Annotated in this window: 9 protein-coding genes; 6 read left to right on the top strand and 3 right to left on the bottom strand. The window is 42.6% G+C overall.

Going from position 1 to position 14834, the window contains the following annotated elements; genetic code table 11:
- Positions 1 to 349 precede the first annotated feature (349 nt).
- From QYT14_RS10715 to QYT14_RS10705, 3 genes are all read right to left on the bottom strand, one after another.
- Positions 350 to 1051: a Crp/Fnr family transcriptional regulator gene (locus QYT14_RS10715; protein WP_237038542.1), complete on the bottom strand. Its 702-nt coding sequence runs from the start codon at positions 1049 to 1051 to the stop codon at positions 350 to 352.
- A 111-nt stretch (positions 1052 to 1162) separates the two neighbouring features.
- Positions 1163 to 3352 carry a glutamine synthetase III gene (locus QYT14_RS10710; RefSeq protein ID WP_288324862.1) on the bottom strand — a complete coding sequence of 730 codons (2190 nt, stop codon included), beginning with the start codon at positions 3350 to 3352 and terminating at the stop codon, positions 1163 to 1165.
- 356 nt (positions 3353 to 3708) lie between these two features.
- The gene (locus QYT14_RS10705) at positions 3709 to 5277 is read right to left on the bottom strand and encodes a beta-N-acetylhexosaminidase (protein ID WP_288324863.1); all 1569 of its coding nucleotides are present in this window, start codon (positions 5275 to 5277) and stop codon (positions 3709 to 3711) included.
- A 114-nt stretch (positions 5278 to 5391) separates the two neighbouring features.
- Here QYT14_RS10705 and QYT14_RS10700 point away from each other — a divergent pair, with 114 nt between their 5' ends.
- The 6 genes from QYT14_RS10700 (at position 5392) to QYT14_RS10675 (ending at position 14764) form a co-directional block, all read left to right on the top strand.
- On the top strand, positions 5392 to 7596 hold the full coding sequence (locus tag QYT14_RS10700) for a DUF5686 family protein (RefSeq protein WP_237038539.1): 2205 nt from the start codon (positions 5392 to 5394) through the stop codon (positions 7594 to 7596).
- 81 nt (positions 7597 to 7677) lie between these two features.
- A complete protein-coding gene (locus QYT14_RS10695; RefSeq protein ID WP_288324864.1) occupies positions 7678 to 9150 on the top strand; it encodes a TolC family protein in 1473 nt (490 codons plus the stop codon).
- Between the two features lie 8 nt (positions 9151 to 9158).
- A complete protein-coding gene (locus QYT14_RS10690; RefSeq protein ID WP_237038537.1) occupies positions 9159 to 10154 on the top strand; it encodes an HlyD family efflux transporter periplasmic adaptor subunit in 996 nt (331 codons plus the stop codon).
- A gap of 11 nt (positions 10155 to 10165) precedes the next feature.
- Positions 10166 to 11332 carry an ABC transporter permease gene (locus tag QYT14_RS10685; RefSeq protein ID WP_288324865.1) on the top strand — a complete coding sequence of 389 codons (1167 nt, stop codon included), beginning with the start codon at positions 10166 to 10168 and terminating at the stop codon, positions 11330 to 11332.
- Positions 11316 to 12566 carry an ABC transporter permease gene (locus QYT14_RS10680; RefSeq protein WP_288324866.1) on the top strand — a complete coding sequence of 417 codons (1251 nt, stop codon included), beginning with the start codon at positions 11316 to 11318 and terminating at the stop codon, positions 12564 to 12566. Before QYT14_RS10685 ends, QYT14_RS10680 begins: the two co-directional genes overlap by 17 nt.
- A gap of 257 nt (positions 12567 to 12823) precedes the next feature.
- Entirely contained in the window at positions 12824 to 14764 is a 1941-nt protein-coding gene (locus QYT14_RS10675; protein WP_237038534.1) for a glycogen debranching enzyme N-terminal domain-containing protein, read from the top strand.
- Positions 14765 to 14834 lie beyond the last annotated feature (70 nt).

The raw sequence follows: 14834 nt of genomic DNA, 5'->3' as shown, positions 1-14834 counted from the left end.
GAAGACTGTAGTAACTCGACTGACAGACAGGCATAATCGAAAGGACGAAAACGCTTAGTCCGGCTAATGAAACGACTTAGGGAGTTCAAAACGTATGCAGAAGTTGAAAACCGGAGAAGACAACATCCGGTGACAGGAAGGGAGAACATTATGTCGGTGAGTCAGTAAAGATGTAAATTCTTTCACACATAATGGGAATTGAAGGCTCTTGTCCATGGGGAGGCTGTGTGAAAGCGATTGTTTCTGTAGGAGGGGGCACCCTAAATCAGAAGGTAGTAGACAACTGCCGCACCCCTCCTCCTTACAGTGATGAAAGTGCAATGATACTAAAAAGAAGAAGCAGGGAATTTTATCCTATCTTACTAATCTTCTTCAGCTTTTCTTCATCTATGATTTTAATCTTTCTGCCGTCGATTGTGATTAATCTTTCAGTAGCAAAATTGGAGAGTGTGCGAATGGCATTCGAAGTTGTCATATTCGATAAGTTAGCCAAGTCTTCACGTGAAAGATAGATACTCAGTGTAGATTCGTCCTCTTCCAATCCATAGGTCTCTTTCAAGAAAAGAAGAGATTCGGCCAGACGGCCACGGATATGTTTCTGGGTTAAGTTGACAGTTCTTTCGTCCGAGATACCCAAATCAATCGAGAGCTGGCGGATAAAAAACAATGCCAATTCAGCATTTTCTTTCACTAACTTCATGATAGCCGGCATGGGAATCAGACAGACGGTACACGGTTCGAAAGCAGATGCTGCCGTAACAAAGTTACCCTCGGCAAAGTAAGCGCGGTAAGCAAAATATTCTTTTGTCTTTAAAACCCGGATAATTTGGCTGCGTCCGCCTACACCTTCTTTGTAAATTTTTACCTTACCACTGAGGAGGCACATCAAATGCATGGGAGTTTCTCCCTCGCAATAAATGGTCTCATTCTTCTTATATTTTTGTATCGTAAAATTCTGAGCCAAGAACTCTCTTTGCTCTTGGGTTAAAGGTTGCCACAAATCAGGTATGCTTTCGGCAATCTCTGTTTCTGATAATTCTTTTTTAACCATAGGTGTGCTATAAAACCGTGTTATAGAGCACAAATATAGAAAGAAAATAATGAAAGAAGAAATTTAGCTTAGAAAAATAACGGAAAAAGGGAGATTGCTCTCCCTTTTACTTTATTTCGTGAATAATAATTCGCGATATTTGGGCAATGGCCAGATTTCGTCGTCTATTTCGAGTTCTAAACTGTCAATGTGTTCACGAATCTCTTCGAGGTAAGGACGGACTTTTTCTTCGTAGCTGAATGCTTTTTCAACTTGACTGCCGAGGTGATTGGCTACCTTTCGAGCTTCGGTCATGTTACGCACGGCTTCTTTGATGGAGAGGATGCGGCGTTGGATTTCGCGTACCAAATCTTTGCGGTCGGCTGTCATTTCTTCATATTCTTCAGTAGAGAATATCTCTTTCAGGCCACGCAGGTTTTCTAGTAATCTGTTTTGATATATTACTGCAGTAGGGACGATGTGATTGATGGCAAGGTCACCCAGTACGCGGCTCTCAATCTGCACTTTTTTGGTAAATTTCTCGAGCTCTACTTCGATACGGCAGTTTAACTCGTTTTCGTTGAATATCTTTTCTCCAATTAAGACTGAACGTGATTGCGGGTCGTTGAATTTCATGATGGCTTCGGGCACATGGCAAATGTTGGTCAGTCCGCGACGAGCTGCTTCATCTTTCCAGTCCTCTGAATAACCATCGCCTTCAAAACGGATATTTTGGGAAGCAATGATGGTTTCTTTCAATACCTTGTACAGTGCTTCTTCCTGCTCCATTCCGCCGGATACTAGTCTGTCTATCTGTGTCTTGAATTCGTTCAACTGGTGAGCCATGGCTGCATTGATGACAATCATTGAAGCGGCACAGTTGGCAGAAGAACCTGCGGCACGGAATTCGAAGCGATTTCCGGTGAAAGCAAAGGGAGAGGTACGGTTGCGGTCGGTATTGTCCTGCAGAATGGCAGGGATACGGCTGATACCTAACTGTATCGCCTTCTTTTCATCGGGAGTAAGTTTGGCATCGCTCAGGCGTGCCACTACTTCGTCCAACATGTGGGATAAATGGCGTCCCAAGAAAATGGACAGGATGGCAGGGGGAGCTTCATTGGCTCCTAAACGATGGCTGTTACCGGCACTTACAATGGAAGCGCGGAGTAAGTCCTGGTTTTTGTATACCATCATCAGCACATTAACGATAAAGGTGAGAAACAACATATTTCCTTCGGCGGTCTTTGCCGGAGAGAATAAGTTGATGCCGGTATCAGTGCAGAGTGACCAGTTGTTGTGTTTACCTGAACCGTTGACTCCTTTAAATGGTTTTTCGTGAAGTAGGACAGTGAAATTATGTTTGGCGGCGATGCGTTTCATTAAGTCCATAACCAATTGATTATGGTCGTTTGCCAGATTGACATCTTCAAAAATAGGGGCCAGTTCGAACTGGTTGGGGGCAACTTCATTGTGACGTGTTTTGGCAGGGATGCCCAAACGGTGACATTCCAATTCCAATTCTTTCATGAAACTGGTGACACGGGAAGGTATGGAGCCGAAATAGTGGTCGTCCAACTGTTGGTCCTTGGCAGAAGAATGTCCCATCAGGGTGCGGCCGGTGAGACACAAGTCGGGGCGTGCATTATATAGTACGGTGTCTACCAGAAAATATTCTTGTTCCCAACCTAAATTTGCATAGACGCGTTTCACGTTCGGGTCAAACATTTTGCAAACTTCGGTAGCGGCTTTGTCCACTGCACCGAGCGCTTTCAGCAAAGGTGTTTTATAGTCAAGTGCTTCGCCTGTATAGGAGATGAAAATGGTGGGGATACACAATGTGCTGTCTACAATAAAAGCGGGAGAAGAAACATCCCATGCCGTATAGCCGCGTGCTTCGAATGTGTTGCGGATTCCGCCATTAGGGAAAGATGAGGCATCAGGTTCTTGCTGGATGAGCAGTTTGCCGGAGAAGCGTTCTATCACATCGCCGTCGTCACCGAATTCGATAAAACCGTCGTGCTTTTCGGCTGTTCCGTCTGTCAGGGGTTGGAACCAATGGGTGTAATGGGTAACGTTGAAAGTCTTTGCCCAGTTTTTCATACCGTTGGCTATCATATCAGCCATTTCCCGGTTGATGGGAGTTCCTTTTTCAATTGCGTTTATAACTGCTTTATATGCCTCACTGGGCAGATATTCCTGCATTTTCTTACGGTCGAAAACGTGGTCGCCGTAGTAATCAGATAACTTCTCAGAAGGATAGTCAACCTTGACAGGGCGTCGGTTGGCAAGTTCTTGAAGAGCAAAAAATCTCATTTTTGACATGTTGTCTTTCTTTTACTGGTTGTTGCGGCGCAAAATTACTGCTTTTTGATTAAATATTTGCTATCTTGATTATCAAATTTCAGTTTACTTAAGAGATTTGTTTTGCAGTAGGAGGTGAACTTGGGTGTGCTCCATTTTTCCAAATGCTGTTTACTGAATGCATATGGGGTTGTGTCAAAACGTGGATAATGCTGTCGTTTCGTTCGTAGGGGCGAGGTTCGCTCGCCCGAAAACAGTTTACTTTGTGTCTTCGGGCAGGCAAACCCTGCCCCTACAGCTGACGATTGGATAGGCTGGTTTAGTTTTGACACATTCACTCCCATATATAAAATGATAGAAGTTATGATGAAACTAGGTTAGCCGTTCTGTAGTACATCCTCTTTTTCGGGCGCCCCCGGTTCTTCGCGTTCAGTCGGGTTTAGGGGGTTGAAATAATAGATATCCATACTATCCAGATATCTCAGGAAGTAGGGCAGACGCTGCATAAACATGCTGCATTCTTTTGCTTTTTCAGGTGTCCAGGCTGCTTCTGCCAAAGCTATCAGGCGTGGGAAGACCATAAAATCCAATCGCTTGAAGTCGGCTACTCTTTCTGTCCATAAAGACATTTGCATACCCATAACTTGGTCTTCGTATCCTTTCATCAAATGGGATATAGGCTCGGGGAAGTTATATAAATTCTCGATGGTGTTATATCCTCCCCATTGGCGTCCCACTTTGTGGGCCCCGAACTGGGTGAAATCAGCATACATGGGGCGGCGTGGTGTCAATATTACCCGGTAACCGTTCTCCAAAGCCTTTACCAGTTGGTGTTGGCGGTCATGTCTCCACCACATTACTACCGCTTTGCGGGGTGAAATGCCGGCATCGATTATTTCATCCCAACCGATCATGGTTTTTCCCTTTGAAGCTACAATGTCTGCGGCACGGCGAAGAAAGTAGTGTTCCAGTCCTTTTTCGTCTACTAATTCTTTTTCTTTAATGAAATTCTGAATTTCGGGGTCGGTAAACCAACTTTGGTTGCCATAGTGTACTTCGTCACCACCTATATGTATATAAGGAGAGGGAAACAAGCTTACGATTTCATCCAGTACGTCACTGATAAATTGGTAAGTTCCTTCCCGGCAGGGGTGGAACGTGAAATGTTGCCAACGACCTTCACCACCTCCCGAATATTCAGGATAAGCGCGGCATACGGCAGTGGCATGTCCCGGCATGTCAAATTCGGGAACTACCATAATCTGTCGTTCGGCAGCATAAGCTACTATTTCTTTTATATCTTCCTGAGTATAGAAGGTAGCAGGGGCTTTCGGGTCATGATAATTACCGACAGCACCTATCTGGGTGAGTTTGGGATATTTCTTTATTTCAATTCTCCATCCCGGTTCATCGGTCAGGTGCCAATGAAATACATTCAGACGGAGTGAAGCCATGATGTCTAGATATTGCTTCACTTTCTCTTTGCCAAAAAAGTGACGGCTTTCGTCCAGCATGAACCCCCGCCACTGATAACGGGGAGCGTCATTGATAATGCAGCTTTTTACTTTTCCACTCCCGAAACGCGACAGTTGCAATAAGGATTCTTTGGCATGAAAAAGCCCGGCTTCAGTAGCGGCCTTCAGTATGATACTGTCTGTTTTCACTTGCAGGATATACCCTTCGTCTGCCAGTTTCAGTTGCGGATCTATGAAGAAAGCGATAACGTTCGCTGGGGCATTCTCATTAGACTGTGTTAAATTAGTAGAGACTTGTGAGGCCATTTTGTCGGCATACATTTGATTTCCGTAAGTTTTAGTGGCCTTCGTAATAATAAATTCACCCTTATTCCTTTGGTAGTTTGCCGGAGTGGGAAAGAGGGTTTGTGCTGATAATGAGGGAGAAATAACCCACAACAATAAGAGGGTTAAAATAGAATAATGTTTCATGGTTTTTTAAGGGTTAATAGTTCAGATGCAAAAGTAGCTAAAGTTTTTTGTTTTTCTTAAGGTCGTAATATTTTTATTGTATATTTGCTGTTCAGATAAAGAAAACAAGACTTAATGAAATATATACGGATTATTGGGATACTGATACTATGCTTGCTTCTTCCTTTGGGTGTATCTGCCAAAAGGTCAAAGAACCGTATGCCCGATAAACCTGTGGTAGCCGATTCTATTCTTCAGAATATATTTCAGTTTTCTCCTTTCTATTCACGCATCATTGATGAATATAAAGCCGATTTGTATTTAAAAGGAAAACTGAAGGTGCATAAGAGGAATCATCTTATCCGCTATGTGCCTTCTATGTTCCGGTTTGAGAAGAAAGTGAACGATTACTTGATAGAGTCTGTAAGTGAGATGCACTATACGGCTCCCGATATCTATGATCGTAAGATTAAAGCCGTATCTTCCACTTTCCCCCGTGACCGGGGACAGATTGCCGATATAGCGGAGTATCTGAATATGAATATTTATTCTTCGTCTCTGATGTCGGATAAGCTCCTTTCACCGCTTGATAAGAAGGCTAGTCGGTACTATACTTATTTACTTGATTCGGTAGCCGGTCCCAGTGATTGCCAGAAATATAAGATTCTTATTATTCCTAAATTTAAAGGGACTCAGTTGGTGAGTGGATATATGTGGGTGAGCGATCAGGTGTGGACTATCCGACAACTTTATATTGAAGGGATATATGATGTGATACATTTTAAGGTAAATGTCATGATGGGAGAGGAAGGCGATGAAGAGTTTCTGCCTGTGCGTTTTGACCTGAATCTGATATTCAAGTTTTTGGGGAATCATTTGGAGATGAATTGCAATGCCTGGATGAAATACCATGAGATACATTATTATAATCAGGGTGAAGCCAGACGTAAGTCGACTAAAAAGCATCATCATGATTTAACGGAGTCTTATCGGCTGACATGTGACTCTGCCCGGTTGATAACAGACAAAGATAAGTTTAAGGAACTCCGTCCCTTGCCTTTGTCGGTGGATGAGGACAGCTTATATAAGAAATTTGCTATGCGCCGTGATACGGTGTTGCATAACCCCAAGCAGGAAAAGAGTAAAAGTATAGAGTTTTGGGGACAGTTGGGTGATGCTCTTATCAGTAGCTATAATGTTAATCTGGCGGGTATTGGTAGTGTTCGTTGCTCTCCGCTTATCAACCCGGTGTTGTTCAGTTACAGTCATAGCCGGGGCTTTTCTTATAAACAGAAGTTCAAATACAACCGTTACTTCCAGCATACCGGGCGTTTGTTAAGGATTGTACCGCAGATTGGTTATAACTTTACGCGTAAGGAACTCTATGTAAAGACGGACGCAGAGTTTCAGTATTGGCCCGAAAAGCAGGCGGGATTTGAAATCAATGTGGGTAATGGTAACCGTATTTATAGTAGTGTGGTGTTGGATCAATTAAAACAACTGCCTGATAGTACGTTTAATTTTGATAAAGTGGAACTGGATTATTTTAAAGATGTCTATCTGAATTTGTTCCATAATATCGAAGTGGTGAATGGTCTGTATATCAAGGCAGGTGTCTCTGTCCATTGGCGTTATTTGGCAAGTAAGAAGAGGTTGGAGATAGAGAAGCCGTTGCCCGAAGAGGATTGGCTGGCACTGAGGGGTATTCGCTCGGAATATAATACTTTTGCCCCTCGTGTGCGTATCGAGTGGACGCCCGGAATGTATTATTATATGAATGGACATCGTAAGATGAATGTAGGTTCGAAAATGCCTACCTTTACATTAGATTATGAACGTGGCATCAAAGGAGTATTCGGCAGCACCGGTTCACATGAACGTTGGGAATTTGATGTTCAGCAAAACTTGAAATTAGGAGGTATCCGTAGTTTGGGTTATCGTATAGGCGGCGGTATGTTTACGGAGCAGAAAGATGTGTACTTTGTTGATTTTGCCAACTTCTCCCGTCATAATTTGCCGGAAGGTTGGAATGATGAAATCGGAGGTACTTTTCAATTGCTGGACGGGCGTTGGTATAATGCATCCCGTCAGTATTGGCGTGGTAATCTTACTTATGAATCACCGTTTATTTTGTTAAAGCCGTTAAACCGTTGGCTGGGGATGATTCAGCAGGAACGGTTGTATGCAGGTGTATTGTTTATGCCCCATTTGAATCCATATATAGAATTGGGTTATGGAATAGGTACGCACATATTTGATGTAGGTGCATTTGTGAGTACCATCAATGGAAGTTTCGATACCTTCGGTTTTAAGTTTACCTTCGAATTGTTTAATAGGTAATGGGAATTTTACTTTCCTTCCTATTCTAAACATTCTCTTGTGTTTTCTGTTTACTACATCATAACAGAAACAAAATCCTATATGTATCATTACAAAATATTTTTATGCCTTTTATTCCTTCCTGCCGGATTGTGGGCACAAAGCGGGGAGGTATCTTTAACTTTGGAACAATCCGTTTCCTTAATGAATAAAGGAAACCGGACGTTGCAAATGGCTGATAAGGCTGTAGGGATAGCTCGTAGCGAGCGTCAAAAGATAAACTCTTTTTGGTACCCGTCACTCAATGCAGCTGGGGCTTATGTGCATTTGTCTAACAATATAGAAGTGAAAGAACCATTAAAACAGTTTACAGATCCGGCGAAAGATTTTGTTCACTCCATTCTGCCTGATGATCAGTTTATTTCTTCTATTCTAGACAATATCGGAGCACATACACTTACCTTTCCATTGCTTCAGCGTAACCTGACCACTATTGATGCCAATATCACCTGGCCTGTTTTTACCGGTGGAAAGCGAATCTTTGCCACTAAAATAGGAAACCGTATGGTGGATTTTGCACAAGTTGGTCGTGAAGAAACGGGCGCCGTTCTTCAGACAGAGTTGGTGAAGACTTATTACGCTCTTCGCTTGGCACAACGTGTAGTGAAAGTGCGTGAGGAAACCTATAACGGCCTTCAAAAGCATTATCAAAATGCTCTGAAGTTGGAGGCTAACGGTATGATAAACAAAGCGGAACGCCTTTTCTCTCAGGTCACTATGGATGAGGCTAAACGTGAACTGGAGTCTGCCCGCAAAGATTTGACAGTTGCTCAGAATGCTCTGAAAGTTCTTTTGAATGTGGAAGATATTACTGCCATTAACCCTGTCTCTCCACTCTTTATGAACGATGACTTGCCGGATGAATTGTACTTCAAGAATTTGATAGGTAGCAGCAACTACATGGTCAATAAGCTCCGATTGCAAGAGTCGATGGCAGATAACCAACTGAAAATAAGTAAGAGTGCTTATGTCCCTGATATTGCACTTTTCGGTAAGCAAACTCTGTATGCTGATAATCTTCCTCGCAATCTGATGCCTCGCACAATGATAGGAGTGGGCTTTACATGGAATATATTTGACGGTCTGAATCGTGAAGCTACTGTGCGTCAGGCTCGGTTGACTAAACAGACACTTGCTTTGGGAAGAGAAAAAGCGCAGGATGAATTGGGGGTGCTGATTGATAGACTATACAGTGAGATTCAGAATGCCCGGGATAATGTAGCTGCCTTGAATACAACGATTGAAATGAGCCGTGAATTGGTGAGAATTCGTAAAAAATCGTTTCAGGAAGGTATGGCAACTTCCACCGAAGTGATAGACGCCGAAACAATGTTGTCTAAAATTCAGATAGCCTTTCTGATGGCATATTATCAATATGATGTATCATTGGCTTCCTTGCTTTCTACCTGCGGGGTGCCCGAGGCCTTTTGGCAATACAGCCGTACAGGAAAGACAGAGGATTTTATATTTCCTACTTATGAACCGGGGGATTCTCCAACAGTAATAAAAGAATAATTTAGAATATGGAAAAGCAAAAGAAACAATTAGCCGTTGCTTTCGTGGTGGTACTAGTAGCGGTCGTTATCGTGTCTGTTGTCGGTATTATTGCCATGAGCAATAAACCTGTGATATTGCAAGGACAGATAGAAGCCACCGAGATTCGCATTTCCGGTAAATTGCCGGGGCGTATAGATACCTTCTTGGTGAAGGAAGGGCAGAATGTCAAAATGGGTGATACGCTTGTGGTCATTAACAGTCCCGAGGCTTGGGCAAAATTCCAGCAGGTAAATGCACTGGAAGATATTGCCAAGTATCAAAACAAAAAGATAGATGATGGTACGCGTGAGCAAATAGTGCGTTCGGTAGAAGAACTTTGGAATAAATCGAAAAGTGACCTTCAATTGGCAAAAGTGACTTATAATCGTGTACAGAATTTGTATCGCGACAGTGTGGTGACCAGTCAGCGTAAAGATGAAGTGGAAGCTATGTATAAAGCAGCTGTGGCAGCCGAACGTGCTGCACATCAACAATATTTGTTAGTGAAGGATGGAGCTCAGAAAGAGGATAAAGAGAGTGCGCGTTCATTGGTGGATGCCGCTCGGGGCACCGTTAATGAGGTACAGGCCTTGTTGATGGATGCCCGCCTCACAGCTCCTGAGAATGGACAAATTTCTACTATCTATCCTAAACGTGGTGAGTTGGTGGGGGCAGGTACTCCTATCATGAGTCTGGTGATGCTGGATGATTGCCATGTGGTGCTCAATGTACGTGAAGATTATATGCATTATTTTCGTATGAATGAAAGTTTTATGGGAGATGTGCCGGCACTGAAAGCCGAGAATATAGAGTTTAAGATATATTACATCAGTCCATTGGGTAGTTTTGCCACTTGGCGTTCTACCAAGCAGACGGGAACTTATGATATGAAAACGTTTGAGATTCATGCTCTGCCTCTGAAACCGGTGGACGGCTTAAGGCCGGGGATGTCCGTACTTGTGAATCTGAATGAATTGAAATGAGGACTATTTCGATGGGAAATTTAATAGCAGTTATAAAGAGAGAAATAGACCGTATGTTGTCACGCCGCATTTATTTTGTGGCGTGTATTGTACTTCCGTTGTTTTCAATCTTCTTTATGGGAACAATTTTTGGTAACGGACAAATGGAGAATCTTCCCATTGGTGTCGTGGATGGTGATAATACGGCTACTTCTCGGCAAATCATTCGTATGGTTGAAGTAGACCCGACTTTTCGTGTCACCCAACATTATGCCAATGAGACAGAGGCGCGTGCTGATGTGCAAAAGAAAAATATTTATGGGTATCTGAGTATTCCTGTTGGCTTTGAAGCCAAGGTCATGGATGGTAAAGAAGTGGCTCTTACCTATTATTATCATTATGCGTTGTTGAGTGTGGGTAGCGAAATACACGGTGCTTTCCAAAGCTTGTTAAAGAATATATCGGTTACTCCTATTGTCACCCATGCAGTGGCGTTAGGGGTGGGCGAGGAAGAAATCAAGTCTTTCTTATTGCCAGTCACTACCCAGAATCATCCGTTATTCAACCCTGATATGGACTATTCTGTTTATCTGACTCATCCTTTTTTCTTTGTATTTCTGCAGGTATTATTGTTACTAGTCACCACTTATGCCATTGGCAGTGAAGGGAAATTCGGTACTTCCTCTGAGTGGTTACAGACCGCTGATAGAAGCATATTGGTAGCCGTTATAGGGAAGCTTTTGCCTTATACGGTAATCTTTATAGCAATGAGCATCTTTGCTAATTATGTCTATTTTGGTATATTTGATATACCGATGGATTGTGGGTTTTGGCCGCTGAACCTGACTTCGGCATTGTTCGTGCTTTCTACACAGGCATTGGCTGTGTTCCTTTTTTCCGTATTTCCGGCATTAAGTATCATTATCAGCGTCGTATCGATGGTAGGTTCGTTGGGAGCCACTCTTTCAGGAGTCACATTTCCGGTGCCACACATGTTTGCACCGGTCTATTATGCTTCCTATCTGTTTCCTGTCCGCCATTTTGTTGAAATAGGACAGACTTTGCTCTATGGTGATTACGGATATGCTTATATGTGGACTAATGTAGCGTCATTGTTACTCTTCTTGTTGCTGCCGCTCCTGTTGTTACCCCATTTAAAACGTTCTTTAATTAGTAGAAAATATGACGATATTGAATAATATACTTGCTGTTGCCGTGCGGGAATTTCGTGTGATGTGTACTCGTTATTCTATCTTAATGGTATTAAGTGGTGGCATTTTTCTATACGGCTTACTATATAATTATATGTATGCCCCCAATGTGGTACGCAATGCACCGGTGGCTGTGGTCGATATGAGTCGGACACCTTTGAGCCGTCATTATTCTCGTTTGCTAGATGCCACTCCGCAAGCCCAAGTTATGACAAACAATGCAGATTTACAAGCGGCTAAGGAAATGATGAAGCAGGGAGAGGTAGTGGGAATTGTTTATATACCCGAAGATTTTGATGCTCGGGTGGGGCGTGGTGAAGAGTCTGTTTATGTGATGTATAGCACCACTACGGCTTTTCTTTATTATGCATCTATGCAGGAAGCATCGGCTGGGGCTATGCTGGCGGTAAATGATGAGGTGCGTCCCAATCAGGTTGTTTTTCTTCCTCAGGAAGATATACAGCCTATTGTCCAAACGAGTTCGATAGATGTAGTGGGTACAGCGTTGTATAATTACACTGACGGATATGGCACTTACCTGATTCCGGCTGTGTTGATGGTTGTGATATTTCAGACTTTGGTGATGGTTATCAGCATGTTGAGTGGCAAAGAACGGGAAGAAGCTGCGCACCGCATGTCCCTTCAAGGGGATAACCGCGTAACTGCTTTCCATTTCTTTACTTCGCTGGGTACGAAAGACAATAGCGAGAGGCCAAAAGCAGAGTTGTCATTCTCCCGGATGGCTTCCATTGTTTTGGGAAAGACTTCGGTATATGTATTGTTTTATTCCTTTTTCTCAGTATTTCTATTGGGCTTGTTGCCGTTGGTGTTTCAACTGCCTCATTTGGCGCATCCCACACTTATCATACAGTTGATGATACCTTATATTATAGCAACCAGTTTCTTTGCATTAGCCTGTTCGGTGTTCTTTAGCGATAGTGATGCACCTTTGCTGATGATAGCTTTTTTTTCTGTCGGGCTGATATTTTTGTCGGGAGTTTCTTATCCGTTGGAATTGATGCCGTGGTATTGGCAATGGACACACTGTTTAATACCTGCTGCTCCGGGCACTTTGGCTTTCGTGAAAATAAACTCGATGGGAGCAAGTATGGCAGAAATTAGTCAGCAATACATTATTCTGTGGATACAATGTGGGGTGTATTTCATTTTGGCATGTCTGGCTTATCGTTATAATATGAAGAAAGCACTTCCTACTATATAGTATATCTTCATTAAGGTTATTTCAGTACAGTAAAATTCTCAGTGTTTTGTCTTTTCTAGAAAAGATTAAAGGTTTCATTTTGTCACATATATAGGTGTTTCTTTGTAATACTAATGATAAATGGGGAAAAAAAGAAAAATATTTTGCTATTTAATTTTGCTTTATCCATAAAATCACTAATTTTGAGCATTGCATAGAAATAGAAATATATATTGCAGACAAAAAACAGAATAATTTATAACCTTAATATAACAACTATGAGTTACTTACGATTTGACAAGACTCTTATGACGAACCTGGAGGAAGCACTTCCGAAAGAAATTCTTCGCACAAACCGTTCGGGAGCCTACCATTGTACAACCATTGTTGATTGCAATACGAGAAAATATCATGGACTGCTTGTCATTCCGGTACCGGAAATTGATGATGAGAACCATGTATTGTTATCGTCTTTGGATGAAACGGTAGTACAGCACGGCGCTGAATTTAATTTGGGGCTTCATAAGTATCAGGGCAATAATTACAGCCCTCGCGGACACAAGTATATTCGCGAATTTGAGTGTGAGAAAGTACCTACGACCTGGTATCGTGTGGGTGGTGTGGTACTGAAGAAAGAAAAACTGTTTGTACATCACGAAAATAGAATTCTGATTCGCTATACATTAGTCGAAGCTCATTCTGCCACAACTCTTCGTCTTCGTCCTTTCCTGGCTTTCCGCAGTGTTCGCCAGTATACGCATGAAAATGCACAGGCGAGCCGTGATTATCAGGAAGTGGATAATGGCATAAAGACGTGTATGTATCCGGGATATCCCGAACTCTTCATGCAACTTAATAAAAAGAATGAGTTTCATTTCCAACCCGATTGGTATCGCGGCATAGAGTATCCGAAAGAACAGGAAAGAGGATATGACTTTAACGAAGACCTTTACGTTCCGGGCTATTTTGAAGTCGATATCAAGAAAGGCGAAAGTGTGGTATTTTCGGGAGGAATTTCGGAGGCGAGCACACGAACTCTGAAGAAGACTTTTGAAGAAGAAATGGAAGAACGTACTCCACGTGATAATTTCCAGCACTGCTTGATAAATGCAGCTCATCAATTCCTCAATAAGCAAAACGGTGAATCCTATATTCTTGCCGGTTATCCATGGTTTAAATGTCGTGCCCGCGATATGTTTATTGCTCTTCCGGGGCTGACATTGGCTATTGATGAAGTGGCTAAATTTGAGAACGTGATGGAAACTGCTCGTAAAGCTATCCACGATTTTATAAATGATGAGCCGAGCGACCTGAAGATATATGAGATGGAACACCCTGACGTATTGCTTTGGGCAGTGTGGTGTATCCAGCAATATGCTAAAATGGTTTCACGCGACAAATGTCGTGAAAAGTATGGCAAACTGTTGGAAGAAATAATGGAATACCTGCGTCGGGAAAATCATCCCAATCTTTTCCTCCATTCCAACGGCTTGCTTTATGCCAATGGAACAGAAAAAGCTATTACTTGGATGAATTCCACAGCCAACGGACATCCGGTAATTCCACGTACAGGATATATCGTGGAGATAAATGCATTGTGGTATAATGCCCTTTGTTTTGTAGGTGAATTAGTGGGTGAAGCGGGAAACAATAATTTGGCTGAAGCGTTACAGACTTTGGCAGGGCAGACCGGTAAGTCATTTATAGATACTTTCTTGAATGAATATGGCTATCTGCTTGACTATGTGGATGGTAATATGATGGATTGGAGTGTACGTCCTAATATGATATTTACCGTAGCCTTCGATTACTCTCCATTGGACGCCCGTCAAAAGAAGGGAGTGCTGGATGTGGTGACCAAAGAGCTATTGACACCGAAAGGTCTCCGTTCACTCAGCCCGAAGAGTGGCGGTTATAATCCCAACTATGTAGGTCCGCAGATGCAGCGTGATTATGCTTATCATCAGGGAACTGCATGGCCGTGGTTGGCAGGTTTCTATTTTGAGGCTTATCTCCGTATTTATAAGATGAGTGCTTTGGGATTCATAGAACGTCAATTGATAGGTTATGAAGATGAAATGGTTTCTCATTGCATTGGTTCCATTCCCGAATTGTTTGACGGTAACCCACCCTTCAAGGGACGTGGTGCCGTGTCGTTCGCTATGAATGTGGCAGAAATCTTACGAGTGTTATATTTATTAAGTAAATACAATTATTAAAAGGAGGAGCCTGTATGAAAGTATTAATGTTTGGATGGGAATTTCCTCCCAAAATATATGGTGGTCTTGC

It is taken from the genome of uncultured Phocaeicola sp. (genome assembly GCF_948499155.1).
Classification (GTDB): Bacteria; Bacteroidota; Bacteroidia; order Bacteroidales; family Bacteroidaceae; genus Phocaeicola; species Phocaeicola faecalis.
This window is presented reverse-complemented; position numbering and strand designations above follow the sequence as displayed.